Genomic DNA, 24,448 nt, shown 5'->3' with positions numbered 1-24,448 from the left:
CCGGGCCTGACACCGGCAATCGGATCAGGCCTTGCCCGCGGAACCTCGGGACTGCAGGCGCACACGCCAGATGCGATCGTCATCGACACGGTCGCCGAGCCGAAACGTGCATCGCCCCACTTCCTCGAAGCCGTAGCGGGCATAGAAGCGCTTGGCCCGCTCGTTGTGGTCGAAGACGGTGAGGTAAACCTCACCGACGCTCTCGGTCAGGGCGGTTTCCAGGGCCCACTCCATCAGATGGCCTGCAACCCCCGAACCGTGCCACTCCCGCACGACGTAGAGCTGTTGGAGTTCCAGGGCCCCTGGGTCCGGGTCGGCGGCCGGCGCGCGAAGCGGCGTAAGCTTGGCATAGCCGATCGGTTCGCCCGCCGCCATCGCGACACGCCATCGAATTCCGGGCGCATCGAAGTCCCGCGACATGGTCCCGCCGGGTCGATAGACCTCCTCGCAGAAGCGCTCGAAGGCCGCAGGCTCGTAGCGGTGCGAGAACGTGTCGGCAAACACGCGTCGCGCGACCGGCAGAAGGCGATTGAACAGGTCCGCATCAGGCTCACGGAAAGCCACCTGCTCCAGCTGCATATGTGTGTCTCCTTGCTTGTCAAACAGTGGGCTCCGACGCGGCGAAGCGCCCGAAAGACGCGCCGGATCCGACGACGAGGCGGTCATCGTATCGTTCTGTCGGCGTCGGCGAGACGGGCCAGCTTGTCGGGATTGCGCATGATGTAGATGCCGCTGAGCGCGCCCTGCGCATCTGAGGCGAGGCTGACGGAGGCGACGAGATCGGGGCCGTCGAAAACAAGCGCGCCACGGGTGCCGTTGATGTCGACCCGCTGCCATTTGTACCCGGACCAGGACCGGTTGAGGATTTTGCCGACGAAGCCGAGCACATCGGCCTTCCCCGACAGCGGATGCAGCAGCGCCAGCACCTTGCCCCCGCCATCGGCCCTGAGCTCGATGTCCTCCCGCATCAGCCTCGCGAGCCGCGCCGTGCTTCCCGTCGCGATCGCCGCCTGGAACGCCGCGAGCAGCGCATCCTGCCGCTCCTTCGGAACGACCGCGCCCGTCTCCTCGCGTCCGATGCGGTTGCGGGCGCGCGAGACCAGCTTTCGGCACGTGGCCTCCGTCACGTCCAGTGCCGCCGCCACATCCGCATAGGGCTGGTCGAAAATCTCCCGCAGGAGATAGGCGGCCCGTTCCTTCGGCGCGAGCCGTTCGAGAACGAGCATGAAGGCGAGCGAGAGTGTGGACGACAGCTCCGCCGCGCCCTCCGGGGTCTCTTCGATCATCGTCTGGATCGGCTCCGGCAGCCACGCACCGACATAATCGACCCGCGTCCGGCGGGCCGATCTGAGCATGTCGATGCAGCGGCGCGTGCAGGCGGCGGTCAGCCAGCCGGCCGGATTGGAGATGGTCCCGCGCTCGCTCGCCTGCCACTTGAGATAGGTGTCCTGAACCGCATCCTCGGCCTCGGCCAGCGAGCCGAGGATGCGGTAAGCCAGCCCGGTCAGGAATGGACGACGGTTCTCGAACATGGCTGTCTCGGGCTGCCGCATGTCAGTGGGCGGATATCTGGACGCGGTTCCACAGATTGATCATCGCGACTGTCGCGGTCAGCGCGCTGATCTCCGCTTCGCTGAAGTGCTCGCGCAGCTCGGCGCGCAGGGAGCCGTAGTCGGTCTTGCGGTCAAGCTGCGTGAGCGCCTCGGTCCAGGCGAGCGCCGCGCGTTCCCTGGGCGTGAAATCGCCGACATGCGCCCACACCGTCAGGCGGTCCAGGCGTTCGTTGGTTTCCCCGTCGTCGCGCGCTTCCTTCGTGTGCATCTTGACGCAATAGGCGCAGGCGTTGATCTGCGACGCACGCAATTGCACGAGATGATGCAGCATCCGGTCGAGACCGTGCTCGTCGATCGCGCCGTGAACCTTCTCCAGCGAGGCGAAAACAGCGGGGACGTTCTTGTGGTGGTTTACGGGAGTGGTTGTCATCGAAGGCTCCATGGTGAGGTTGTATCACCGTGACGATCCAGCCCGCCGGTTTGTGACGTGCCACGTCGAAAAAGCCGGCACAGCCGCCGGCGCGCTGTTTCAGGGCTGCCAGCCGCCACTGCCATAGGGGCGCGTGATGACCTCGAGGAGATGTCCCTCGAGATCGTCGAAATAGAGCCCCCGGCCCCCATCGTGCCGGTTCAAACCGGGCGTCGACCGGCCGGGGTCCGCCCAGTACGCCAGACCAGCCTTCTCGATGCGGGCGAGGATCGCGTCGAAGCTCTCATCGTCGACCAGGAACGCATAGTGCTGGGGAGCGATCGGGCGATCGACGTCCATGTAGTCGAGGTTGGCGCCATTGTCGGTGGTGACCATCCAGAACGGTCCCCATTTCCTCGGCTCCGGCAGCGACAGCATTTCGGCCAGGAAGACGGCCGACGACCGGGAATCCCTGGCCGGAAGAATTGTGTGATTGAAATCCACGCTCATCGAAGCGCTCCTTTCCTTTTGGCACTGCGAACACGAGTGAATCAGTTCAGGGTTGCGGCCGGATCCGGCGGCCGAATGCGGCCACAACGGCAACCGCCACCAGGGCCGCGCTGGCGACGATGAAGGCCGCGGAACTCCAGCCGAACCGGTCGATCGCGCCGCCGACCGCGGTCGGCCCCAGGATCTGGCCCAGATTGTTGCCCTGAACGATCAGGCCGATGACCACCGGCACCAGGCTCGCGGTCGGCGCGACGATCGGGGCCGATGACAGAAGCGTCGCCGGGATGAGGCCGCCGACGGCGGAGAACAGGACGCAGAGAAGGAATGTCGCCGTGGCCGGCAGCACAGGGAGAAAAATGCCGAGGCTCGCCACCCCCATGACCAGGCAGGCGCCGATCAGCAGCGTCGGCCGGCCGACCCCGCGGGACAGCATGAAGCCCGCCGCCAGGTTGCCGATCACGTTCACCACGGAGGCAAGCGCGCTCAGGAGGCCCGCGGTCTGGTGGGAAACGCCCATCTGCTCCATCAAGAGGACAGGCAGGAAGCTGAACAGTGCAAAGAACATCAGGCTGTAAAGCGCGAAGGTGACGGCAAGCCCGATTGCGCCTCCGCTGCTGAAAACCGCAGCCGTGTCGGTTCGCAGCCTGCTCCACGACCACGCGCTTCGATCGCCGGCGGCCGGAACGATGAGCGGCACGAGCAGGCAGACGGCGAGCGCAAGAGCGCCGCTCGCCCACCACATCACGCGCCAGTCCTCGAACGCGGGTCCCGCCAGCATCGCCACCGCCATGCCGACCGGCATGAAGCAACTCCAGAGCGCGAAGGCCAGGTCGCGGTCGGCGGCCCGTGCGACACGGCCCAGGATCGAAGGCGCGGCCACGGTGATCAGCAGAAACCCGGCCCCCTCGACGACGCGCGAGACGAGAAGCCCCGAAAGGTTCGTGACGAGCGCCCCGATTGCAGCGCCGGCGGTGGTGACCAGCAGTCCGACGACGAGCAGGCGTCGGGCGCCGAAACTGGCGACGAGCGCCCCTGTGGGAATGCCGCCGAACAGCCCGAGAACCGCGAAAATGCCGGTCAGCCAGCCGAGAGCCGTCAGCCCGATGCCGAGATCGCCTTGCAGCATCGGCGCGGCGATGGACGCCTTGCCGACCTGCAGCGCGGCAACGATGCCCGCGACGACGATGAGGAAGACGGCCGCCCAGCGCGTGGACGACGGCTCGGCTCGCGCAAGATCGCCGGTCATGCCGCCCTGCCCTGCCGGCCGGCCGCCAGCGCCGACGCGATCTCGGCGACATGCCGTCCCTGGAAGCGCGCGCCATCGAGTTCGTTTTCGCTCGGATGACGATGGCCGCCCTCGCCGTCATCGGCCAGTGTAGACGCGCCATAGGGCGAGCAGCCCGTGATTTCGTCCATGCGCATCTGCCCCTTGAAGCTGTAAGGCAGGCCGACAATGATCATTCCGAGATGGAAGAGGACGGTCTGGGTGGACTGAATGGTCGTTTCCTGCCCGCCATGCTGGCTGCCGGTGGAGGTGAAGACACTGCCGACCTTGCCGACCAGCTTGTCCTCGAACCAGAGGGCCCCGGTCTGGTCGAGAAAATTCTTCATCTGCGAGGCCATGTTGCCGTAACGCGTCGGCGTGCCGACGATGATGGCATCGTAATCGGCAAGCTCGGACACGGTGGCCACCGGCGCCGACTGGTCGACCTTGTATCCCGCCTCCGCCGCCACGCTGTCGGGCACGAGTTCCGGCACGCGCCTCAGTGTGGCGGAAGCGCCGGCCTGGCGGACGCCTTCGGCCACCGCGCCGGCCATCGTCTCGATATGGCCGTAGGAGGAATAGTAGAGGATGAGGACCTTCGACATCGTATGAACCTTGCTTCAGCGAATGGATGAAGCAAGGTTGCACCGGCATGGCGAACGCTTTAAGTGATATAATATTCATCAAACTGATCACTTGGAATGATCATGCTGGATGCCCTGACCCTCGACCAGGTGCGCACCTTCGTCACCATCGCAGACAGCGGGAGCTTTCGGGCGGCCGCCAGGAAACTCTCGCGCGTCCAGTCGGGCGTGAGCGTCGCGATCGCCAATCTCGAGGCACAGCTCGGCGTGGAGCTGTTCGACCGCTCCGGCCACCGGCCGGTCCTGACGCCGCAGGGCCAGGTGCTTCTCGGCAATGCCCGCGACATCATCCTCCGCGTCGATCTCCTGCGCGCGAAAGCGCGTGGATTCGCGGAAGGCGTCGAGACCGAAATCGGCATCGCCGTCGACACGCTCTATCCATTGCAACGGGTCGGCCGGGCCATTTCACGAATGCGGCAGACATTCCCGTCCGTTTCCGTCCGCGTCCGCGTCGAGCCGCTCGGCGGTCCGCTCGAGGCCCTGAAGCAGAAGCGCTGCGCGCTGTCCGTCATGGTCGGCGAGGATTTCCGCGATCCGCGCATCAGGTTCGATGCGCTGGCGTCCATCACGCAGCTTGCCGTGGTCGCCGCCAGCCACCCGCTCGCCGAGGGCGCGCCCGGCCGAGTCCTGGAGGCTCTGGATCTGGCCGACCATCTTCAGATCGTGCTCTCCGACCCCTCCGACATGTCCGCCGGCCGCGACTTCGGGGTGATCTCCCCGCAGACCTGCCGGGTCAACACGCAGGACGCCAAGCACAGCCTCATCCTCGGCGGGGTGGGCTGGGGCCGCCTGCCCCTGTGGCTCGTCGAACGCGACATCGAGCAGGGCCGGCTCGTCAGGCTCAATGTCGGCGCGCTCGGAAAGAATGGCGAGGTCACCTCCCAGGCCTATGTCGCGCACCGCCTAGACGAAGCCTTGGGCCCGGCGGCGAGACAGCTTGCGGACAACCTCCTGGCGCTCGGCGCAGGCTCCGCCGACAGGCCTGGATGAGGCCCGTGGCATTGCGCCCGGCCGGTGCTTCCGGACCTGCCGGGCGTCAGCCCGCTGCCGGCCGGAACTTCAGCGGCAGGTCGCCGGCCGCGTTGAACGCTGCGGACAGGACGTCCGAACCCCGGTGCCTGTCCGAGACCTCGCCAAGCGCCCGTTCGTAATCGGGCTGCGCCGCCTCCAGACGCGCGCGGCCCTTCTCGGTGAGCACGGTGTAGACGCCCCGCTTGTCGTCCGGGCAAAGGTCCCGGTTGGTGAGACCGCCGCGCTCCAGCCGCTCCACCATGCGCGATACGGAGCTCTGGTTCAGCTGCAGATAGGCGGCCAGCTCCTGCATGCGCAGTTCGCTGTCAGGCGACCGCGCGAGGACATCGAGCGCACGGTAATCCGAAAGGCCGATGCCGTGCTGCTCCTGGAGTATTTTTCCAAGCTCGACTTCGACATTCGCCACGGCCTGGACCAGCGCCAGCCAGGAATCGCTTCTCTTGGACATGAGTGGCATCCCTTTGCGGAAAACAATCCTTGCGCTGAAACATGTATGTTCATGCAAGGACCAAGGCAAGTCGATATCCTCGACAGTGATTTGTGCAATCAGGCGGAACCGCCCGGCCCCGCCTGAATGCGGAAAGGCAAGCGACCTAAGGAAAGCGGCGCTTCGCGCCGTACGCGAGGAATGGACCCACCGCGCCCGGCACGGGAAGCTTCTGCGCGGAAGGGGACTGCCATCCTGCCGGGTCCTGGGCGAAGAGGCGGTATGTGCCGCGATAGTCGAAGCCGTGCTCGGCGGCCTCGTCGCGGTCGGCGGCAAAAAGCACCTGCCCGATACCAGCGTAAAGCGCGCTCATGTAGCACATCGCGCACGGTTCTCCCGACGCCAGAAGCGTCGCGCCCCGCAGGTCCGTCCTCCCATGCTTATGGCAGGCATCCCGGATCGCCTCGACTTCGGCATGCGCCGTCGGGTCGTGGTGCTCGCGGACGCGGTTGACCCCACGCCCCAGAATGGTGCCGTCGTGGTCGACGACGAAAGCGGTGAAGGGAATGCCGCCTTCGTGGACATGGTCCATGGAGAAGGCGACCGCCTCCTCCATGAGCCGTGCGAACCGCGCCGAAGGTCCGGCAGCCATCAGCCCTGTCCCTGCAGCCTGGCGCTGTCGGCGAGCTTCAGCCAGACGACGCCCGCGATGATGACGCCAAGCCAGAAGGCCTGGACCAGCGTCAGGGGCTGGTCGAGCAGCATGCTGCCGAGAACGGCCGCGCCGACCGAGCCGATGCCGGCCCATACCGCATAGCCGATTCCGACGTCGATGGTGCGGAGCGCGGCGCTCAGGAAGTAGAGTGTGAGCAGGAAGAAAACGACCGCGGCGACCGACCAGCTCAGCACGGTGAAAGCCTGGCTGCCGCCTACGCTGAGCGCGTAGCCGATCTCGAAGATGCTGGCGAGAAGCAGCATGCCCCATGCCGCGCCGCTGCTCTGGGTCTTGTGGGTTGTGTCCATGTCTTGGGTTCCTTTCGATCAGGATGGAATATGGAGGATTGGGGTAAGGGTGACGGCCGTCAGGCGGCGCCGCTGAGGCGCAGGCCGACAACGCCCCCGATGACGAAGAGGATGCCCAGCGCCTTCTTCCAGCCCAGTTGCTGGCCGAAGAACAGCGCGCCGAGGATGACGATCCCGACGCCGGAGACGGAGGTCCAGATCGCGTATCCGACGCCGACGTCGAAGGTGAGCAGCGCCAGGCTGAGGAAGAAGGTGGCGATGGCCCCGCTGACGAGCGTCGCGATCGTCCACCACAGACGGGTGAACCCCTTTGCATTGCCTGCACTGATTGCAACCGCGATCTCAAAGATCACGGCGATTCCGAGATAAAGCCAGCTCATTGCAACTATCCTTTTTTGAGTGGTGCGTTTCTGAGGTCATGTGCCGACCGTGTCGGCGGTTTTTCCTGTTGGTCCGACGCTACCGGTCGGCGGCGCCTTCAAGCCGTTCGAGCGCCTGGAGCAATTCGTCCGCCGGCGGCGTGCCCCGAAAGACCTGCTCGCCGACGACGATCGTGGGAACCGAGGTGATCGCCATGTCTTCCCGCGCATGGCGCAGCGCCTCGCGATGGCGTTCCGCATAGGCACCGGTTTCGAGCGCCCGACGCGCCTCGCCGGGATCGATCCCCGCCTCGGCCGCCAGTTCGATCAGGATTTCGGGATCCCCGATGTCGCGATCCTCCTGAAAGAAGGCGCGCAAAACCCGCATGGAGTACGGATGATCGAGCCCCCTGTCCTGCGCCAGCGCCAACAGCTCGAACGCCTTGTCCGTCCGCGGCTGCGGCGAGATCGACGGCAGCCTGATCGGAACCCCCAGCCTTTCCGCGCGCGGATAGACCGCCTTCTTCCAGATCGCGGGCAGGTAGGGATCCTCGGGGCGCAGCGTCGGCACAGGCTCGGGCCGCAACTCGAAAGCGCGCCAGGATATGCGGATGTCCCGATCGCCGATGGCATCGGACAGAACCTGCTCGGCAAGCAGGCAGAACGGACAGACATAGTCGGAATAGACGGTGACGGTGCGCATTCGCGATCTCCAAATTATGTGTATGCACATGCAATATCTCGAAGCAGGGAGCACTGTCAATATACATGTATGTGCAAGCATCTTATTTTCTTGCCGCGGCGTGGGTAAGCCGTAATTTGTCCGCAAGATCGATGCGGCCCCGAGGCCGGGGCGATGGACCCGCATCCCTTTCGAAGCGACGGTACCGCTCGCGGGAAGCGGACGAGCGCCCGGGATCAGGCAGTTTCGTGCTGGGGAACCGCCTCGTGCAGCACCGCGGCACTGCGGCAGGCCACGTCTGATGATTACGGGGAAGAGCCGGCGATCACCCGCAAAGCCGCGACGCTTCGCCTTTCGCGCTGAAAGACAGCGCCGGCATCACAGCCGCGACCGACCGTCGGCCAGGCAGATTTCGTCCCCCTTCCCGTCCTCTGCCGCCGAGGCGGAGATTTGCGGACGGGCGCGGGAAGACACACGGAATCTCGGGATTTCGGCCATCAACGCTCCGGTTTCGGCTGTTCGGATGGAACTGAAACTGCACGCAAAACCCGAACTGGTGAAGTGATGGAATCTTCATCGTCTCGATCATTTCATATGATCATGCGGGAGTGACGCGGTGTCATCCTGACAGGCCTCGCGGTCCGCGCGCGCGTCACCCGGCCCCGGTTTCCCGTTCGGAAACCATGGCGCGTGCAGTCGGGTGGAATCACCTGACACCCGCACAAGAACGTAAAAGCAGAGGCTTCGGAATCACTCAGCGGTCCATTGAAACGCTGAATGGGTCTAGAGTCGGTCCCTGATCAGCCTGCTGCCGCCCAGGAACTCCAGCACCCGCCGCACCCTCGCCACTTCCTTGAGATCCGGGTGGATCAGCATCCACAGGGGGATTCCGAGATCATCGATGACCGGTCCGCAACGGCGAAGGGCATCATCCGCATCGCCGAGATAGCAGGGCAGAATCGCCCTGCCCGCTCCGGCCCGGACCGCGCCATGGATCCCGAGCGTTCCCTCGACCTGCATCCACATTGCCCTGTCCTCCCGCCGCTGCAACCAGCGGTCATACTGGACATAGTTCATGGAGGCGCTCGGCCCGATCCACGGGAGATCGGGATCGTCCGCGCGGCCGGCAGGTGCATAGATCGCCTGGCGAACCGTCCCGAGGCTGCGCCCGAAGAGATGCGCGTCGGGAGCCGAGGTCGGACGGAGCGCAATGTCGGCCTCGCGCCTCGACAGATCATGCAGATTGTTCGACAGCCTGACCTCCACCGAAATCGCCGGGTTCCTCTCGTGAAAGCGGACTAGGGCCTCCGCGATCAGCCCGTGGAACAGCGCGTCGGTCGTCGTGATCGTGACGAGGCCCGATGCCCGGCGGTCCAGATCCGCGAGCTGGCGTTCGGTCGAGATGGCCAATGCCTCGAAGTCCCTCGCGGCGGCGACAATGGCCTCGCCTGCGCCGGTCAGCGCATAACCGCTGCGGTGCCGGTCGAACAGCCGCGTTCCCAGATGCTGCTCGATCGCGTTGAGACGCCGAAACAGCGTCGCATGGCTCCGTCCCGACTGCCGGCCCGCCAGCGTCAGGGAGCCGGCGCGCGCGATGTCCAGAACGACCTGATAGTCGTTCCAATCAAGCTTTCCTTGCAAATCTGCAAACTCCATAAGCAGAATCTTCGATATCAATATCATTCACGCAAACTAAATTGAAGCAGGCATCCATTCTCCCGGGAGACTCTCATGCATGTCCGCATTGTCCAGGCTCACCCCGATCCGGCATCCTTCAATGCAGCCATGTCGCGCGCGGCGGCCGACGCGCTCGGCGGCTTGGGCCACACGGTCAGCGTCCAGGATCTGTATGCGTCACGCTTCGACCCGGTCGAAAAGGCGGAGCACTACGGGAACCGGCTCGACGCCCGCTCGTTCGCGCCGCTGGCCGAACAGCGCCACGCGTGGCAGACGGGAGCGGTGCCGGCGCAGATCGGCGCAGAGATCGCCGAACTGGAACGGGCCGATCTCCTCATCCTCCAGTTTCCGCTCTGGTGGCATGGACCGCCGGCGATCCTGAAGGGCTGGTTCGACCGCGTGTTCGTCAACAGCGGCCTCTACACCAGCCGCATGCGATACGACACGGGGTATTTCCGGGAGCGTCGCGCCATGGTGTCCGTCACCACGGGCGCGCCCGAAAGCGCCTTCGGCGCTGGAGCCCGCGGCGGAAACTTCGAAACCATGCTGTGGCCGATCCACTACTCCCTGCACTATCTGGGTTTCGAGGTCCTGCCGCCCTTCCAGGTCTGCGGCGTGCAGGGGCACGGCTATGCCTATGAGGATCAGGGCATGCAGGAACAAAGGCTGCGCGCCGCACTTGGGGACTGGGCCGGGCATGTCACCCGGGCCCCGGAACTGCCGACGCTGCCCTTTCCCGGCTGGGACGATTGGGACGCGGACGGGCAGCCGATTCGCCGGGCGGAGCCGATCCCGTAACAGGCGACCGCTCCGGGACAACAGCGCGCCGGCGCGCCTAGTGCGTTTTGCAGTCAGGTGAAATCACCTGACGCCCGCATAAACGCGGTAAAACAAAGAGATAGACCCGCTCAGCATTTCTGTGAAACCTTGACGGGTCTACGCCGCTGCCTTGCCGAAAGACTTCAACTCCTCGGCATGTCCCGAAAGTCCTTCCGCCAGCGGAAACAGCGCCGCCTGAACCGAATGGTAGATATCGGGCTTTCCCTTGAATTGGATGGCGACGGGCCGGCCATCGGCACCGATCTCGGGATACCAGCCGCCCCGCTCCCGGTCGATCAGGTGCCGCTCGGCGAAGTCCCACAGCCGGCGATACCAGCGCTCGTCTTCCGCCCGACGCTCCAGCTTGATCAGGGCGGCGACCGCGCCGATCGCCTCGGTCACCGGCCACCAGTAGCGATCGCCGATCGCAACCCGGCCCGAAAAGTCGAGCGTGTAGGCGAACCCGCCGCGCTCCGCGTTCCACGCGTCGCTCAGCGCCTGCTCGATCAGCCGGCGCGCATGCGCCGGCGCGTCGCCCGCCGGGCGTCCGCGCAGATCCCAGTATTGCAGCAGGAGCCGGCCAAGCTCAAAGGAATGGCCGGGCGTGGTGCCGGCCGGGCGGAACATCGGATTGCCGGCATAAGCCGGATCGACCCGCCATTCGGCGGTGTAGTGCTCGGGCAGCCGCCAGCCATGCTGCGGCGCGATCCTGCCGACGAAGAAGTCGAGGATGCGCCCGGCCCGGTCGAGGAACACCGCCCTGCCCGTCGCCTCGTGGGCGGTGAGCAGCGCCTCGACGCCATGCATGTTGGCGTTCATGCCGCGATAGGTAGAAAACGGCGTCCAGTCGCGGTTCCATTCATCGCGGAAAAGCCCCCGCTCCTCCTCCCAGAAATGCCGCTCGAGCACGTTCCAGACGTCGTCGATCAGCCCGGCTGCGTCGGGATGCCCCGCCTGCAGGGCGCTTGCCCCGGCGAGCAGCACGAAGACATGCCCATAGGCGAGCTTGCGCCCGTCCGCCACCCGCTCGCCGTTAAGCGCCCAGAGATAGCCGCCATGCTGCCGGTCGCCATGATGCGAGGCCAGATAGCGCATGCCTTGGTCGATCATGGCGTCGGCGCCTTCCGCGCCGACCAGCCGGCCGAGCGCATAGGAATGCACCAGCCGCGTCGTCGTGTGCAGTTCCTGCGTCCCGTCCGGCATCGGCGCGCCGGCATGGTCGAGCGTATGGAAGCCGGCGTCCGGGCGCAGACTGGCCCTGAAGAAGGCGAACTGCCGGTGCGCCTCGGCAAGAAGGCCGGCCCGGTGGCCGGCATCGTCGATCCAGAAAGCGTCCGGCGCGGCGGAAGCCGGTATCAGACTGTCGGACACGGGACCACTCCTTTGACGGTTCTCTGCAATGAGGCGGGCGGCGGCAGGACATCGGTCGGCCAATACGTCACATAGCGCGCCACATGGCCCGGCCGCAACGCGTGCGCCAAACCAAATTTCAGCGCGGCGCGAACGAAAGCCACAGCGCTTATGCGCTCCTCTCGGCCCGACGAAGCGCCGTCCCGTCGGCCGCGAAGACATGGGCGTTCCGCGCCTGGATCTTCAATCCCAGCCGGTCGCCGGCGCGCGCAGCGATGTTGCCATGGACCCGCACCATCATCGGTCCCAGCCCGTCGACCTGCGCGTAGACATTGGTGTCGGAGCCGAGATGCTCGACCAGTTCCGCCGTCGCCTCCAGGTCGCCGGCGCCGGCGCCGACCACATCGATATGCTCGGGCCGGATGCCGAGTTCGACGGCGTTTCCGGCATCGCCCAGATGCGGCAGGGCGATACGCGCGCCATCGGCGAGCCGCACGCCGCCCGCCGCCCCCGTGGCGGGCACGACATTCATGGTCGGCGAGCCGATGAAGCGGGCGACGAAGCGGTTCGCCGGCCGCTCGTAGAGATCGAGCGGGCTGCCCACCTGCTGGATGTCGCCGCCATCCAGCACCACGATGCGGTCCGCCAGCGTCAAGGCCTCCACCTGGTCGTGCGTGACATAGATCATCGTGGTGCCCAGCCTCTGGTGCAGGCGGGCGATCTCCAGCCGCATCTCGACGCGCAGGGCCGCGTCGAGATTGGACAACGGCTCGTCGAACAGGAAGGCGCGCGGGTCGCGGATGATCGCGCGACCCATGGCGACGCGCTGGCGCTGCCCGCCCGACAGTTCCTTCGGCAGGCGCTGCAGCAGCGTGTCGAGGCCGAGCGTCCTTGCCGCCTCGGCCACGCGGCGCGCGCGCTCCTCGGCCGGGGCGCCGCGGATCTCCATCGAGAAGCCCATGTTCCGTGCCACGTCCATATGCGGGTAGAGCGCGTAGGACTGGAACACCATGGCGATGTCGCGGTCGCGCGGACGCACGTCGTTCATGCGCTCCCCGTCGATCAGGAAATCGCCGCCGGAGATCGGCTCCAGCCCGGCGATCATGCGGAGCAGCGTGGACTTGCCGCAGCCGGACGGGCCGACCAGCACGATGAACTCGCCATCGTCGATGTCGAGATCGATGTCGCGCAGCACCTCGACGCTGCCATAGCTTTTCCGGACGTTCCGCAGTTCCATGCGCGCCATGACGGCCCCTATCCCTTGACCGCGCCGGAGGTGAGGCCCTGCACGAGGTAACGTTGAATGAAGATGAAGAAGATGCAGGACGGGATCAGCGCCAGAACGCCCGCCGCCATCATCTGCCCCCAGTCGACGGAGAATTTCGACACGAAGGTGAGAAGCCCGACCGGGAATGTCATCGTCTCGTTCGAATTGATCAGCATCAGCGCGAACAGGAGTTCCGACCAGGCCGCGGTGAAGACGAAGCCGAGCGTCGCCCCGAGGCCGGGCAGCGTCAGCGGGAAGACCACCTTGCGCAGGGCCTGGAACCTTGTGCAGCCGTCCATCATCGCCGCCTCCTCCAGATCGCGCGGGATTCCATCGAAGAAGGACTGCATCAGGAAGGTGGCGAAGGGAATGTTGAAGGCGGTGTAGACGATGATCAGGCTGGTCAGCGAATTGAGCATGCCGAGTGCGGCCACCATCTTGTAGATCGGCGCGATGATCATCAGCAGCGGAAACATCTGGGTGACCAGCATCAGGCCGATGATCAGCTTCTTGCCGCGGAAGCGGAAGCGCGAGAAGGCGTAGCCCGCCCCCGCCGCGATCAGGGTCGTGACCGCCGCCGTCCCCAGCGAGACGACCAGGCTGTTCCGGAAATAGGATAGGAACGGCGTCTGGAAGACGACGGTCCGGAAATTCTCCAGCGTCGTGAGCGTCGGCAGCATCCGCGTTCCCTCGGTGTAGATCAGCTGGTCGGGCGTCAGGGCGATCTTCAGGAGCCAGTAGAGCGGGAACAGCGCGAAGCCGAGGTAGAGCGCAAGCGCCAGATATCTGGCGGCGGAGAGAAGGGGCGAGGATCGTGTGGTCATGATCGCGTCCTCAGATCTTCACGAATTTCTGGCGGATCTTCAGAAGGATCGCGGCATAGACCAGGAGCAGGCCGAGAAGCGCCACGGCAATCGCCGAAGCGTAGCCGAAATCGAGCTTCCTGAAGGCCGTTGTGAAGACGTAGGAGGACAGGATTTGCGTCGCATTGGCGGGTCCGCCACCGGTCATGACGAAGATCAGGTCGGCGAAATTGGCGATCCAGATGGTGCGCAGCATCACGGTGATGGCGATCATCGGCGCCAGAAACGGCAGGGTGATCTTGGTGAAGCACTGCCAGGCCGATGCGCCGTCCATCTCGGCGGCTTCGTAGAGATCGCCAGGGATCGATTGCAGCGCGGCCAGAAGCGTGATGGCGAAGAAGGGAATGCCGAACCAGACATTGGCGGCGATCGGCCCCCACATGGCGAGATCGGGATCGCCCAGAATGTTCTCCGGCTCCGCCAGAATGCCGAGGGCGGCGAGCCAGTGCGGGATCGGCCCGATGACGGGATTGAACAGCCACGCCCAGGTGAGCGCGGACAGGAAGGTCGGCACCGCCCAGGGCAGGAACACCAGCGCCTGGACGATCCGCCTGAAATGGAAATGCCGGTTGAGCAGCAGCGCGAGGCCAAGCCCGAGGCCGAATTGCAGCGTGACGGAAGCGACGGTCCACCACAGCGTGTTGCCGAGCGCCGTCCAGAACTTTCCGTCGCTCCACAGCGCGGCGTAATTGTCGAACCCGACCCAGCCGGTCTTCAGCGGGTTCAGGATGGCGATGGACTGGAAGGAATAGGAGATGCCGACGACGAGCGGCACGAGCATCACCAGCGTGATCAGGATCACCGCCGGCGACAGGTAGACGAACGGCTCCACGGCATAGCGCCAGTAGAGCGGGGATCGCGCCCGGGTCTCCCCGGGCGCGACCGTCGTCGGGGTCCGCACATTCATTGCGCGGCTTTCCACTTCGCGTATTCCGCCGTCAGGAAGGCGGCCCACTCGTCGGCGACGTCCTGCGCGGTCCGCTTGCCGAGCAACGCCTCCTGCGAGGTCTCGACGACCATGGTGCTGCCGAAATAGCCCCACTGCTCGAGATAGCTCGGCATCACCGTCGGCACGTATTGCGCGCCGTTCAGCTCGTCGAACCAGCCCTTGAACTGCTCGGTCTTGAAATGCGGGTCCTGGTCGGCGCCCTTGTGGATAGGGATCACGCCGACGCGCTTCGACCAGGTGGCGTTCGCCTCGGGAGACGACAGCGCCGCCACCAGTTCCCAGGCCTCGTCCTGATGCTCGGTGGTGTTGAAGATCGACCAGCCGGCGAAGCCGATGGTGGGGAACGCCTTGCCGCTCGGGCCGACCGGCATCGGGATGACGGCGAAATCCTCGGCCGGCATGCGCTCGGCGATGGCGATCAGCGCGTCGGGATCCTGATCGAGGAAGGCGCAGGTGCCCGAATAGAAGCCCGCGACGATCTCGTTGAAACCCCAGTTGACGGAGTCCTTGGGCGCGTAGCCCTTCTGGTACATGTCGATCATAAACTGGATGCCGGCGACAGAGCCGGCCTCGTTCATCCGGCTCTTGCCATCCTCGGTGAAGAAGGCGTTGGTGCCGTTCATGGCCGCCGCCATCATCACCCAGCCATTGGTGCCGCCCGGCCCGCCGCGCAGGCAGTAACCGGACTTGCCGGGCAGTTCCGATACCTTGCGCGAAGCCTCCATGAACTCCTCCATGGTGCCGGGCGGCGTTTCGACGCCGGCCTCCGCCAGGAGCTTCTTGTTGTAGAACATCGCGCGCAGATAGAAGCCGTAGGGGATCATCTGGGCCTTGCCGCCCGCCTGGCGCCCCATGGCAAGCGTCTTCTCGGTCAGCGTCGCGCCGTGCTCCCAGCCCGCGATGCGCTCCTCGAGATCGACCAGCTTGCCGGAGCCGGCATAGAGCGCCAGCCAGGTGTCGGGCATCTCGACGACGTCGGGAATGTCGCCGCCCGCCACCATGGTCGCCAGCTTCTCGAATGCCTGCCCCCAGGGCAGGGAGACGATCTCGACCGTCACGCCCTCGTTCGCAGCCTCGTAGGCATCGACGATGCCCTGGAGCACCTCCGTGCGCTCGGGACTGGTGATGACCTCGACCAGCTTCAGCGTCGTCTCCGCATGGGCGGTCGACGCCATCAGCATCGCCGTGAGGCCAAGTCCTCTCAATAAGTGTCTCATATGTCCTCCACTCGGTTCCGTCTCGGTTGTTGTGTGCCGCTTCAGGCGGCACTCTTGCCCAGGGCCGTTTCGAGATCGGCCCAGAGATCGTCGGCGTTCTCCAGCCCGAGGCTGATCCGGACCAGCCGCGCCGGCACGCCGAAGCGCTGCATGGAATTCTGCTCTCCCGCCTGGGCGAGGCCGGCGCTTGCGGGCAGGATCAGGCTTTCAAATCCGCCCCAGCTCACGCCGAGCCTGAACAGCCGCAGCGCGTCGGCAAAGCGCGGGATGTCGACCGCCTCGCTGAGTTCGAAGGAGAGAAGGCCCGACCGCCCCGTAAGGCCGGGCACCGTGTTGGCCCCCGGCGAATGGATGCGGGTCACCTCCGGATGGCGGGACAGCCGGTCGACGAACAGGTCCGCCGTCGCCTGGTGCTGGCGCATCCGCGCTTCCAGCGTGCGCAGCCCGCGCACCAGGAGCCATGCCTCGAAGGGGGCGAGCTTGGCGCCGAGCAGCGGCAGGGTGAGATCGCGCAGCCGCCCGATCAGCTCCCGCGAGGCGACGGTGACGCCGGCAACCGTGTCGGAATGGCCGGATATGTATTTCGACGCCGAGTGGAGGACGATGTCGATGCCGAGTTCCAACGGGCGCTGCAGCACCGGCGAGGCCCAGGAATTGTCGATCACCGTCAGCGTTCCGTGCCGCCGGGCATGCGCGGCGACGCGCGGCAGGTTCATCGGCTGGAACATCACCGAATTGGGGCTTTCCAGATAGGCGAGCCGCACGCCGCGCAGCAGATCGGCATCCTCCTCGAAGGCAGAAACGGGATGATAGGCGACGTCGATCCCGAAGGGGCGCAGCAGGCGCTCGAACAGCCGGTAACTGTCGGGATAGACATGCTCGACACAGGCCACCCGGTCGCCCGGCTTGAGGAAGGCGAGAACGGTCGAGGAGATCGCCGCCATGCCGGAAGCGAAGCCGACCGCTGCCTCTCCCCCCTCGGCGCGCGCCATCATCGCCTCGAATGCCGCGACGGTGGGGTTCTGGACCCGCGTGTAGATCGCATTGGCGGTCCTGCCGGCCATGCGGTCCTCGAACTCCCGGTAGCTGCCGAAGGTGAACAGCGAGGTCTGGTGGATCGGCGGTGTCACGGAACCGTCGGCGCCGCCGAAGGCCGCGCTGAGCCATGTCGCGAGATGGAGGTCGTCGCGTTCAGACATTCCCGTGCCCCGCCATATGCTCGCGCACTTCCACCTCCACCATGTCCATGATCCTCGTCGTCACACGGACGGCGGCCTCCTCGTCGCCCGCGGCGATCGCCTCGGCCAGGTCGAGATGCAGCGGGATCGTCGCGGCGCCGAGCTGGGGCCGGCCGAACGGGGCTTCGTAGATGTCCTGGAAGGCCCGCTGGATCTGGTGAATGAGCTGCTCGAACAAAGGATTGCCCGACGCTTCGTGTATGGCGCCGTGGAAGCGGTGATCGGCGTCGCGCCAGTCCTCGCCCGCCTCGTAGACGGCGATCAGTTCGGCCACCCGCGCGACGATGATGCGGCGCTGCTGCGGCGTGGCGTTGCGCGTCGCGTGGCGCACCGCCTCGATCTCCAGCGGGCGGCGGACCGAATGGGTGCGCAGCAGGCTCTCGCCCTCCAGCTTGAGCGTCAGCGGAACGTGTATGGCGTTTGCCGAAACTTCCGCCGCCAGGCGCGTTCCGGCACCCTTGTTGCGCACGACGATGCCCATGCTCTGCCAGGCCTTCAGCGCCTCGCGGATGGTCGAGCGCCCGACATTCAGCCGCTGCGCCAGGTCGATCTCGGGCGGCAGGCGGTCGCCGACGCGGATCCCCTCGCGTTCGATCAGGTCAATCAACGCGTTGAGGACCCTGCGGCTGCCGCTGCCCGCCGGACCGATCCCGGCCTGGGCGGGCCGCAGGTCGGTGTGGCTGGCGGCGCTGTCGGTATCGAGCTTGGTCAATGGGCCGCCTCCCCGGCGATGAAAGATGTTTCCTGCGTGGAAAACTATGTCTGACATAACAGAAACATTGTCTGACATAATTTTCAAGCCCCGAATGATCCCGCTGCGGGACCGGCCGGCGGGCGAGCGGGCTGCGGCCGTATTGACAGGGTCACGCCGGCGGTTAAACTTGTTCGCAAAGCTTGTGGCATCTGGGCCCTGCCGGGAATGATCTCGTTCCCGTCGGGGCCTTTTGCGTTTTTGGGAGGGCGCACGTGTCGGCATATCCGGTCGGAATCCTGTTCTCGCGCAGCGGCGGTTATATCCGGCCGGCGGAACAGGGCTGCTTCGGCGCGCTGGCGGCGATCGAGGACATCAACGCCGACCCGGCCTATCCGTTCGAGCTCGTCGCCCATCACGCGGACCCGCAGGGCAATGCCGACCGCTACGCCGAACTCTGCCGCGACCTCATCCGCACCACCGGCGCGCAGCACATCGTCGGCTGCACCACCTCGTGGAGCCGCAAGGAGGTGATCCCGGTCGTCGAGAAGCTCGACGCGCTGTTGTGGTACCCGTGCGTCTACGAGGGCTTCGAGGTCTCCGAGAACCTCGTCTATGTGGCCGCCAGCGCCAACCAGCATCTGGTGCCCCTGCTCGACTACATCGTGCCGCGCTTCGGCGGCAACGCCTTCCTGACCGGCTCCAACTACATCTGGGGCTGGGAGACGAACCGCATCGCCCGCGACATCCTCACCCGCTCCGGCGGCGGCGTTCTGGGCGAGCGCTACGTGCCCATCGGCGACGAGGACATCAGCCACCTGATCGAGGAAATCCGCGAGAAACGGCCGGACTTCATCCTCAACAACCTGATCGGCCCCTCCTCCTACGCCTTTCTGGAAGCCTACCGCCTGCTCGGCGCGGAGGACGCCGCCTTCAAGCCCGAAAACCGCCCGGTGGTGAGCTGCAATCTGTGCGAGAACGAGGCCGTCCTTCTGGGGCCGGCGGTGGCCGGCCACTACACCGTCTCCAGCTATTTCCGCGCGCTCGCCGGCGACGACAACAGGCGGTTCACCGAGCGCATGCGGGCAAAGCGGCCGCAGAGCGTGAGCGACGCCTTCTTCGTGCAGGCCTATGTAGCGGTTCGGCTGATCGCCGAGGCGATCCGGCGCACCGGCACCGACGACGCGCAGGCCGTGCTCGAGGATGTGCGCGGCCACGAAACGCCGACCCTGCTCGGACCCGTCCAGGTGGACAGGGCGACCAATCACGTCCGTCTCGCCGCCCATATCGGCCGCGCCCGGCGGGACGGCGATTTCGATGTCGTTCATCTCTGCGAGCGCGCTATCGCGCCGGATCCGTTCCTGACCGCCACGCCGCTCCAGCGGCCCTACGAAAAGACGGCGGAAAAGCAGCGTTTGCGGGTGGTGCGATGAGCCCGACCGCCCACCACACCCCAAGCTTCGAAGGCTGGAAGGCGCTGATCCTGCACCGGCCGCATCAGAACGTGGACGCCCTTCTGGCGCAATGCGCGCGCATCGGCATCGCCGGCGAGCAGGCGTGGCCGACCCTCGACGACATGCAGGCGATGCGCTCCTACAACGTGCTCCTGATCGACGCCGACATGGGGCATGACGAGCAGTTTCCCTGGGCGCCGGGCCTCGCGCCCATGCCGATCATCGCGCTGATCGGCTCGGAAGCGCCGGGGCGCATCGCCTGGACCATCGGCCAGGGGGCGGACGCCCAGTTGCTGAAGCCGATCGGCAGCGCCGGGCTCTACAGCGCGCTGGTCGTGGCGGGCCAGGCCTTCCTGCGCCGCCGCGCGCAGGCCGAGGAAATCGCCGGCCTGAAGGAACAGCTTGCCGGGCGGCAGGCGCTGGCGGAAGCGACAGCGCTCCTGATGCTGAAACACAATTGCGATGCGGAGACCGCGTTCAACCATCTCCGCCAGACGGCGATGGCCGAGCGGCGCTCCATCGAGAAGACCGCCGCCGGCATCATCGCCGGCTTCGGCCCGCTGGCCGGCAAGAGCGTCACCCATGGTCGCTGAGACCGGAACCGCCCGGGACCCGTCCCCAGAAACGTCCCCGGGAACGCCTTCCGTCCTGACGCGCCTGCTGCGCCGGCCGCTGGCGCTCGCAGGCCTCGTCATCATCGCCGTGGTGGTGCTGGCCGCCGCACTTGCGCCCTGGCTCGCCCCCTACGATCCCTATGAGCAATTCTTCGACGGGCTGACGATCGAGGGCGCGCCCCTGCCGCCCAACGCCCAGTTCTGGTTCGGCACCGACCTCGTCGGGCGCGATCTCCTGAGCCGGCTGATCTACGGCGCGCAGACCTCGCTGGTCATCGGCGTGGCGGCCAACGGCATCGCCGTGGTGATCGGCTCCGCCGTCGGCATCTCGGCCGGCTATTTCCGCGGCTGGACCGACACGGTTCTGATGCGCTTCACCGATTTGATGATGGCGTTCCCGGCCCTGCTCCTCGCCATCGTGCTCGCCGCCATCTTCCGCCCCAGCCTGTGGATCGTGGCGATGGTGATCGCCATGGTGAACTGGGTGCAGATCGCCCGCGTGACCTATACCGAGACGCGCTCCATCGCAGAGCGCGACTTCGTCGTCGCCGAGCGCGCCATGGGCGCCGGCGCCGGCCGCATCCTCCTGCGCCACATCCTGCCGCATCTCCTTTCGACCATCATCGTCTGGGCGACGCTCGGCATCGCCACGACCGTGCTGCTGGAGGCGACCCTCTCCTTCCTCGGCATCGGCGTCCAGCCGCCGATCCCCTCCTGGGGCAACATCATCTTCGAGAACCAGACCTATTTCAGCTCCGCGCCCTGGCTCGTCTTCATTCCGGGCGCGGCCATCCTGGCGCTGGCGCTCGCCTTCAACCTGGTCGGCGACGCGCTGCGCGACATTCTCGACCCGACCCAGCAGGGGCGCCACTGATGCCGGCCTACATCGCGCGCCGCCTGATCCAGACCGCCCTGATCCTGCTCGGCATCAGCCTCGTCACCTTCATCCTGCTCTATCTGGTGCCGGCCGACCCGGCGCGGCAGATCGCCGGCCGCAGCGCGACGGCGGCGACGGTGGAGAACATCCGCGAGCAGCTCGGCCTCAACCTGCCGTTCCACGAGCAGTATCTGCGCTATCTGGGCGGGCTTCTGAACGGTGATCTCGGCCGCTCCTACCTGCAGAAGACGGAGGTCTCGACGCTGATCGCCTCGCGCCTCCCCGCCAGCCTCATCCTGATGGCCGGCGCGATCTTCTGTGAGCTGCTGCTCGGCCTGACCATGGGCGTGATCGCCGCGCTGAAACGCGGCTCGCGCACCGACGACGCGCTGATGATCGCCTCCTTCGTCGGCGTCTCGGCACCGCAATTCGTCATCGGCATCCTGCTGCTCTACGTCTTCGCCGTAAAGCTCGGCTGGTTCCCCATCGGCGGCTACGGCACCTTCGCGCACCTCGTCCTCCCCTCCATCACGCTCGGCTTTCTCGGCGCCGGCTGGTATTCGCGCATGATGCGCTCCTCGCTGATCGACGTGCTCAGGCAGGACTACATCCGTACGGCGCGCGCCACGGGCGCCGGCCGCGGCAAAATCCTGTTCGGCCATGCGCTGCCCAACGCCATCCTGCCGATCATCGCCATGATCGGCATCGACATCGGCCTGTTCATGTCGGGCATCGTGGTGGTGGAGAGCGTTTTCGGCTGGCCCGGCATCGGCCAGCTCGCCTGGCAGGCGATCCAGCGCGTCGACATCCCCATCATCATGGGTGTCACGCTGGTCTCGGCCTGCGCCATCGTGCTCGGCAATCTTCTCGCCGACCTGATCACCCCCTTGATCGACCCGCGCATCAAGCTGCGCTGATGCGTACCAACAACAAGCGTAGCACCAGAGAAAGGAACACTTGAGATGAGAAAACTGCTTCTGGCCGGCGTCGCCGCCGCTGCCCTTTCCACCTCCGCCATGCTCGTCCCGGCCCTCGCGCAGGACATCAAGCAGGGCGGCTCCATGACCGTGACCTACAAGGACGACGTCTCGACGCTCGACCCGGCCATCGGCTACGACTGGCAGAACTGGTCGATGATCAAGTCGCTGTTCGACGGGCTGATGGACTATGTGCCCGGCACCACGGAACTGCGTCCCGAGATCGCCGAATCCTACGAGATTTCCGAAGACGGCACCGTCTTCACCTTCAAGCTGCGCGACGGGGTGAAATTCCACAACGGCCGCGCGCTGACCGCCGGCGACGTAAAGTACTCCATCGAGCGGACGGTGAACCCGAAGACGCAGAGCCCCGGCGCCGGCTTCTTCGGCTCCATCAAGGGTTTTGAGGAAGCCTCCGCCGGAAACGCGGAAGGGCTTTCGGGCATCACCGCGGTCGACGACCATACCATCAGGTTCGAGCTGTCGCGCCCCGACGCGACCTTCCTGCACGTGCTGGCGCTCAACTTCGCCCATGTGGTGCCGAAGGAAGAAGTGGAGAAGCACGGCGCCGACTTCGGCAAGAATCCGGTCGGCTCCGGCGCGTTCAGGCTGGCGGAATGGACGCTCGGCCAGCGCCTCGTCTTCGAGCGTTTCGAGGACTACTGGAACCCCGGCGTGCCAAAGCTCGACCAGATCGTCTTCGAGGTCGGCCAGGAACCGGTGGTGGCGCTCCTGCGCCTGCAGAACGGCGAAGTGGACGTGCCGGGCGACGGCATCCCGCCGGCCAAGTTCATCGAGGTGAAGGACGATCCGAAGTTCAAGGAACTGATCATCCAGGGGGGCCAGCTGCACACCGGCTACGTGACCATGAACGTGAAGATGGCGCCCTTCGACAAGGTCGAGGTGCGCAAGGCCGTCAACATGGCGATCAACAAGGACCGCATCCTGCGCATCATCAACGGCCGCGCGGTAGCCGCCAACCAGCCGCTGCCGCCCTCCATGCCGGGCTACGCCAAGGACCACGAGGGCTACAGATACGATCCCGAAGCCGCCAAGGCGCTGCTCGCCGAGGCGGGTCTCGGCGACGGTTTCGAGACCGAGCTCTTCGTGATGAACACCGACCCGCAGCCGCGTATCGCGCAGGCGATCCAGCAGGACCTGAAGGCGATCGGCATCGAGGCCTCGATCAAGTCGCTGGCCCAGGCCAACGTCATCGCCGCCGGCGGAGAGGAAGACCAGGCGCCGATGATCTGGTCGGGCGGCATGGCCTGGATCGCCGACTTCCCCGATCCGTCGAACTTCTATGGCCCGATCCTCGGCTGCGGCGGCGCGGTCAAGGGCGGCTGGAACTGGTCCTGGTACTGCAACGAGGACCTCGACGCCAAGGCGACCGAGGCCGACTCGATGGTCGACCCGGCCAAGGCGGGCGAGCGCGAGGCCATGTGGCGGGACATCTACCTGAAGGTGATGGAGGATGCGCCCTGGGCGCCGATCTTCAACGAGGAGCGCTTCACCATCCGCTCCGAGCGCATCGGCGGCGACGACAAGCTGTTCGTCGACCCGGTGCACATTCCCGTCCACTATGACGAGGTCTATGCCAAAGATGTGCAGTAACTGCGACTACACGATCCACGGACGTCACCATCATTTCGGGTGGGATCGTTCGATCCCGCCGGCGCAGAGGGTGACGCCGGGGGCGACGCTGGAATTCGAATGCCTCGATTCGGGGTCCGGCCACTTCACGCCCGACAGCACCGTGGACGACATCGCCACGCTGGATTTCGCCAAGGTCAACCCCGTCACCGGCCCCATCCATGTGGATGGGGCCAAGCCGGGCGACGCGCTCAAGGTGGAGATCCTGTCGTTCAAGCCGTCCGGCTTCGGCTGGACGGCGAACATCCCCGGCTTCGGCCTGCTGGCGGACCAGTTCAAGGACCCGGCGCTGACCCTGTGGACCTACGACGCGGCGAGCCTCGCGCCGGCGGCGTTCGGCAAGCACGGCAAGGTGCCGCTGAAGCCGTTCGCTGGCACGATCGGCCTGGCGCCGGCCGAACCCGGTCTGCACTCGGTGGTGCCGCCGCGCCGTATGGGCGGCAATCTCGACATCCGCGACCTGGCGGCCGGCACGACGCTCTACCTGCCGGTCGAGGTGGAAGGCGCGCTGTTCTCCATCGGCGACACCCACGCCGCGCAGGGCGACGGCGAGGTGTGCGGCACGGCCATCGAAAGCCGGATGGACGTGGCGGTCAGGCTGGATGTGGTCAAGGACGCCAACCTCGCCATGCCGCGCTTCACGACGCCGGGGCCGGTCACGCGGCATCTGGACGCGGATGGCTACGAGGTGACGACCGGCATCGGCTCCGACCTGATGGAAGGCGCGCGCGCCGCGCTCTCCAGCATGATCGACCTTCTGTGCGCCACGCGCGGACTGTCGCCGGAGGATGCCTACATGCTGTGCTCGGTCTGCGGCGACCTGCGCATCAGCGAGATCGTCGACCAGCCCAACTGGGTCGTGTCCTTCTACTTCCCGCGCATCGTGTTTTCATGAGCGG

Annotated in this window: 27 protein-coding genes; 8 read left to right on the top strand and 19 right to left on the bottom strand. The window is 66.2% G+C overall.

The window, feature by feature from the left end; translation table 11 throughout:
- Window positions 1-24 precede the first annotated feature (24 nt).
- From NA2_RS14705 to wrbA, 6 genes are all read right to left on the bottom strand, one after another.
- Window positions 25-579, bottom strand: coding sequence for a GNAT family N-acetyltransferase (locus NA2_RS14705; RefSeq protein WP_008597778.1), 555 nt, complete (start codon window positions 577-579; stop codon window positions 25-27).
- 83 nt (window positions 580-662) lie between these two features.
- Window positions 663-1,553: an RNA polymerase sigma factor SigJ gene (sigJ, locus tag NA2_RS14700; protein WP_040678039.1), complete on the bottom strand. Its 891-nt coding sequence runs from the start codon at window positions 1,551-1,553 to the stop codon at window positions 663-665.
- A gap of 1 nt (window position 1,554) precedes the next feature.
- On the bottom strand, window positions 1,555-1,983 hold the full coding sequence (locus NA2_RS14695) for a carboxymuconolactone decarboxylase family protein (RefSeq protein WP_008597776.1): 429 nt from the start codon (window positions 1,981-1,983) through the stop codon (window positions 1,555-1,557).
- 99 nt (window positions 1,984-2,082) lie between these two features.
- Window positions 2,083-2,472 carry a VOC family protein gene (locus NA2_RS14690; RefSeq protein WP_008597775.1) on the bottom strand — a complete coding sequence of 130 codons (390 nt, stop codon included), beginning with the start codon at window positions 2,470-2,472 and terminating at the stop codon, window positions 2,083-2,085.
- Window positions 2,473-2,518: 46 nt separating this feature from the next.
- On the bottom strand, window positions 2,519-3,718 hold the full coding sequence (locus NA2_RS14685; protein ID WP_008597774.1) for an MFS transporter: 1,200 nt from the start codon (window positions 3,716-3,718) through the stop codon (window positions 2,519-2,521).
- Window positions 3,715-4,341 carry an NAD(P)H:quinone oxidoreductase gene (wrbA, locus tag NA2_RS14680; RefSeq protein WP_008597773.1) on the bottom strand — a complete coding sequence of 209 codons (627 nt, stop codon included), beginning with the start codon at window positions 4,339-4,341 and terminating at the stop codon, window positions 3,715-3,717. The genes NA2_RS14685 and wrbA overlap by 4 nt, the downstream gene beginning before the upstream one ends.
- Window positions 4,342-4,443: 102 nt before the next feature.
- Between wrbA and NA2_RS14675 the strand changes: the two genes are divergently transcribed.
- Window positions 4,444-5,370 (top strand): LysR family transcriptional regulator, encoded by a 927-nt coding sequence (locus tag NA2_RS14675; protein WP_040678076.1) that lies wholly within the window; start codon window positions 4,444-4,446, stop codon window positions 5,368-5,370.
- Between the two features lie 46 nt (window positions 5,371-5,416).
- Here the strand turns inward: NA2_RS14675 and NA2_RS14670 are convergent, their stop codons facing one another.
- The 6 genes from NA2_RS14670 to NA2_RS14645 all read right to left on the bottom strand — a co-directional run bounded on the left by NA2_RS14670 (window position 5,417) and on the right by NA2_RS14645 (window position 9,544).
- Window positions 5,417-5,860 carry a MarR family winged helix-turn-helix transcriptional regulator gene (locus NA2_RS14670; protein ID WP_008597771.1) on the bottom strand — a complete coding sequence of 148 codons (444 nt, stop codon included), beginning with the start codon at window positions 5,858-5,860 and terminating at the stop codon, window positions 5,417-5,419.
- A 145-nt stretch (window positions 5,861-6,005) separates the two neighbouring features.
- A complete protein-coding gene (locus tag NA2_RS14665; RefSeq protein ID WP_008597770.1) occupies window positions 6,006-6,491 on the bottom strand; it encodes a nucleoside deaminase in 486 nt (161 codons plus the stop codon).
- Window positions 6,491-6,862, bottom strand: a complete 372-nt coding sequence (locus tag NA2_RS14660; protein ID WP_008597769.1) for a DMT family transporter — start codon at window positions 6,860-6,862, stop codon at window positions 6,491-6,493. The genes NA2_RS14665 and NA2_RS14660 overlap by 1 nt, the downstream gene beginning before the upstream one ends.
- Window positions 6,863-6,921: 59 nt before the next feature.
- Window positions 6,922-7,242: a DMT family transporter gene (locus NA2_RS14655; protein ID WP_008597768.1), complete on the bottom strand. Its 321-nt coding sequence runs from the start codon at window positions 7,240-7,242 to the stop codon at window positions 6,922-6,924.
- 79 nt (window positions 7,243-7,321) lie between these two features.
- Entirely contained in the window at window positions 7,322-7,924 is a 603-nt protein-coding gene (locus NA2_RS14650) for a DsbA family oxidoreductase (protein WP_008597767.1), read from the bottom strand.
- A 762-nt stretch (window positions 7,925-8,686) separates the two neighbouring features.
- Window positions 8,687-9,544, bottom strand: a complete 858-nt coding sequence (locus tag NA2_RS14645; protein ID WP_157188244.1) for a LysR family transcriptional regulator — start codon at window positions 9,542-9,544, stop codon at window positions 8,687-8,689.
- Window positions 9,545-9,634: 90 nt separating this feature from the next.
- On the opposite strand from NA2_RS14645, the gene NA2_RS14640 reads away from it, so the two are divergent.
- Window positions 9,635-10,378 (top strand): NAD(P)H-dependent oxidoreductase, encoded by a 744-nt coding sequence (locus tag NA2_RS14640; RefSeq protein WP_008597765.1) that lies wholly within the window; start codon window positions 9,635-9,637, stop codon window positions 10,376-10,378.
- 138 nt (window positions 10,379-10,516) lie between these two features.
- Here the strand turns inward: NA2_RS14640 and NA2_RS14635 are convergent, their stop codons facing one another.
- The 7 genes from NA2_RS14635 to NA2_RS14605 form a co-directional block, all read right to left on the bottom strand.
- Window positions 10,517-11,770, bottom strand: a complete 1,254-nt coding sequence (locus NA2_RS14635; RefSeq protein ID WP_008597764.1) for an AGE family epimerase/isomerase — start codon at window positions 11,768-11,770, stop codon at window positions 10,517-10,519.
- 148 nt (window positions 11,771-11,918) lie between these two features.
- On the bottom strand, window positions 11,919-12,995 hold the full coding sequence (locus NA2_RS14630; RefSeq protein WP_008597763.1) for an ABC transporter ATP-binding protein: 1,077 nt from the start codon (window positions 12,993-12,995) through the stop codon (window positions 11,919-11,921).
- 8 nt (window positions 12,996-13,003) lie between these two features.
- The gene (locus NA2_RS14625) at window positions 13,004-13,840 is read right to left on the bottom strand and encodes a carbohydrate ABC transporter permease (RefSeq protein WP_008597762.1); all 837 of its coding nucleotides are present in this window, start codon (window positions 13,838-13,840) and stop codon (window positions 13,004-13,006) included.
- Window positions 13,841-13,850: 10 nt separating this feature from the next.
- Window positions 13,851-14,786, bottom strand: coding sequence for a carbohydrate ABC transporter permease (locus NA2_RS14620; protein WP_008597761.1), 936 nt, complete (start codon window positions 14,784-14,786; stop codon window positions 13,851-13,853).
- Window positions 14,783-16,045, bottom strand: a complete 1,263-nt coding sequence (locus NA2_RS14615) for an ABC transporter substrate-binding protein (protein ID WP_040678033.1) — start codon at window positions 16,043-16,045, stop codon at window positions 14,783-14,785. The genes NA2_RS14620 and NA2_RS14615 overlap by 4 nt, the downstream gene beginning before the upstream one ends.
- 41 nt (window positions 16,046-16,086) lie before the next feature.
- Window positions 16,087-17,244 carry a PLP-dependent transferase gene (locus NA2_RS14610; RefSeq protein ID WP_008597759.1) on the bottom strand — a complete coding sequence of 386 codons (1,158 nt, stop codon included), beginning with the start codon at window positions 17,242-17,244 and terminating at the stop codon, window positions 16,087-16,089.
- A complete protein-coding gene (locus tag NA2_RS14605; RefSeq protein WP_008597758.1) occupies window positions 17,237-17,995 on the bottom strand; it encodes a FadR/GntR family transcriptional regulator in 759 nt (252 codons plus the stop codon). Before NA2_RS14605 ends, NA2_RS14610 begins: the two co-directional genes overlap by 8 nt.
- A gap of 254 nt (window positions 17,996-18,249) precedes the next feature.
- Between NA2_RS14605 and NA2_RS14600 the strand changes: the two genes are divergently transcribed.
- From NA2_RS14600 to NA2_RS14575, 6 genes are read left to right on the top strand one after another with little or no spacing between them, the layout of a single operon-like run.
- Window positions 18,250-19,407 (top strand): transporter substrate-binding domain-containing protein, encoded by a 1,158-nt coding sequence (locus NA2_RS14600; RefSeq protein WP_008597757.1) that lies wholly within the window; start codon window positions 18,250-18,252, stop codon window positions 19,405-19,407.
- Window positions 19,404-20,021, top strand: a complete 618-nt coding sequence (locus NA2_RS14595) for an ANTAR domain-containing response regulator (protein WP_008597756.1) — start codon at window positions 19,404-19,406, stop codon at window positions 20,019-20,021. Before NA2_RS14600 ends, NA2_RS14595 begins: the two co-directional genes overlap by 4 nt.
- A complete protein-coding gene (locus NA2_RS14590; protein WP_008597755.1) occupies window positions 20,011-20,916 on the top strand; it encodes an ABC transporter permease in 906 nt (301 codons plus the stop codon). Before NA2_RS14595 ends, NA2_RS14590 begins: the two co-directional genes overlap by 11 nt.
- Entirely contained in the window at window positions 20,916-21,836 is a 921-nt protein-coding gene (locus NA2_RS14585; protein ID WP_008597754.1) for an ABC transporter permease, read from the top strand. The genes NA2_RS14590 and NA2_RS14585 overlap by 1 nt, the downstream gene beginning before the upstream one ends.
- Before the next feature lie 45 nt (window positions 21,837-21,881).
- Entirely contained in the window at window positions 21,882-23,510 is a 1,629-nt protein-coding gene (locus NA2_RS14580) for an ABC transporter substrate-binding protein (RefSeq protein ID WP_008597753.1), read from the top strand.
- Window positions 23,500-24,444, top strand: coding sequence for an acetamidase/formamidase family protein (locus NA2_RS14575; RefSeq protein WP_008597752.1), 945 nt, complete (start codon window positions 23,500-23,502; stop codon window positions 24,442-24,444). The genes NA2_RS14580 and NA2_RS14575 overlap by 11 nt, the downstream gene beginning before the upstream one ends.
- The last annotated feature ends 4 nt before the right edge of the window (window positions 24,445-24,448 follow it).

Origin of the sequence: Nitratireductor pacificus pht-3B (assembly GCF_000300335.1) — a bacterium.
In the GTDB taxonomy this organism is placed as follows: domain Bacteria; phylum Pseudomonadota; class Alphaproteobacteria; order Rhizobiales; family Rhizobiaceae; genus Nitratireductor; species Nitratireductor pacificus.
The sequence above is the reverse complement of the archived record's forward strand: the minus strand, read 5'-3'. Positions and strand labels throughout refer to the sequence as shown.

Coding starts and splice junctions, on each gene's coding strand:
- NA2_RS14705 (WP_008597778.1), bottom strand. CDS start 579: ATGCAGCTGGAGCAGGTGGCTTTCCGTGAGCCTGATGCGGACCTGTTC.
- sigJ (WP_040678039.1), bottom strand. CDS start 1,553: ATGCGGCAGCCCGAGACAGCCATGTTCGAGAACCGTCGTCCATTCCTG.
- NA2_RS14695 (WP_008597776.1), bottom strand. CDS start 1,983: ATGACAACCACTCCCGTAAACCACCACAAGAACGTCCCCGCTGTTTTC.
- NA2_RS14690 (WP_008597775.1), bottom strand. CDS start 2,472: ATGAGCGTGGATTTCAATCACACAATTCTTCCGGCCAGGGATTCCCGG.
- NA2_RS14685 (WP_008597774.1), bottom strand. CDS start 3,718: ATGACCGGCGATCTTGCGCGAGCCGAGCCGTCGTCCACGCGCTGGGCG.
- wrbA (WP_008597773.1), bottom strand. CDS start 4,341: ATGTCGAAGGTCCTCATCCTCTACTATTCCTCCTACGGCCATATCGAG.
- NA2_RS14675 (WP_040678076.1), top strand. CDS start 4,444: ATGCTGGATGCCCTGACCCTCGACCAGGTGCGCACCTTCGTCACCATC.
- NA2_RS14670 (WP_008597771.1), bottom strand. CDS start 5,860: ATGTCCAAGAGAAGCGATTCCTGGCTGGCGCTGGTCCAGGCCGTGGCG.
- NA2_RS14665 (WP_008597770.1), bottom strand. CDS start 6,491: ATGGCTGCCGGACCTTCGGCGCGGTTCGCACGGCTCATGGAGGAGGCG.
- NA2_RS14660 (WP_008597769.1), bottom strand. CDS start 6,862: ATGGACACAACCCACAAGACCCAGAGCAGCGGCGCGGCATGGGGCATG.
- NA2_RS14655 (WP_008597768.1), bottom strand. CDS start 7,242: ATGAGCTGGCTTTATCTCGGAATCGCCGTGATCTTTGAGATCGCGGTT.
- NA2_RS14650 (WP_008597767.1), bottom strand. CDS start 7,924: ATGCGCACCGTCACCGTCTATTCCGACTATGTCTGTCCGTTCTGCCTG.
- NA2_RS14640 (WP_008597765.1), top strand. CDS start 9,635: ATGCATGTCCGCATTGTCCAGGCTCACCCCGATCCGGCATCCTTCAAT.
- NA2_RS14630 (WP_008597763.1), bottom strand. CDS start 12,995: ATGGCGCGCATGGAACTGCGGAACGTCCGGAAAAGCTATGGCAGCGTC.
- NA2_RS14625 (WP_008597762.1), bottom strand. CDS start 13,840: ATGACCACACGATCCTCGCCCCTTCTCTCCGCCGCCAGATATCTGGCG.
- NA2_RS14620 (WP_008597761.1), bottom strand. CDS start 14,786: ATGAATGTGCGGACCCCGACGACGGTCGCGCCCGGGGAGACCCGGGCG.
- NA2_RS14615 (WP_040678033.1), bottom strand. CDS start 16,045: ATGAGACACTTATTGAGAGGACTTGGCCTCACGGCGATGCTGATGGCG.
- NA2_RS14610 (WP_008597759.1), bottom strand. CDS start 17,244: ATGTCTGAACGCGACGACCTCCATCTCGCGACATGGCTCAGCGCGGCC.
- NA2_RS14595 (WP_008597756.1), top strand. CDS start 19,404: ATGAGCCCGACCGCCCACCACACCCCAAGCTTCGAAGGCTGGAAGGCG.
- NA2_RS14590 (WP_008597755.1), top strand. CDS start 20,011: ATGGTCGCTGAGACCGGAACCGCCCGGGACCCGTCCCCAGAAACGTCC.
- NA2_RS14585 (WP_008597754.1), top strand. CDS start 20,916: ATGCCGGCCTACATCGCGCGCCGCCTGATCCAGACCGCCCTGATCCTG.
- NA2_RS14580 (WP_008597753.1), top strand. CDS start 21,882: ATGAGAAAACTGCTTCTGGCCGGCGTCGCCGCCGCTGCCCTTTCCACC.
- NA2_RS14575 (WP_008597752.1), top strand. CDS start 23,500: ATGTGCAGTAACTGCGACTACACGATCCACGGACGTCACCATCATTTC.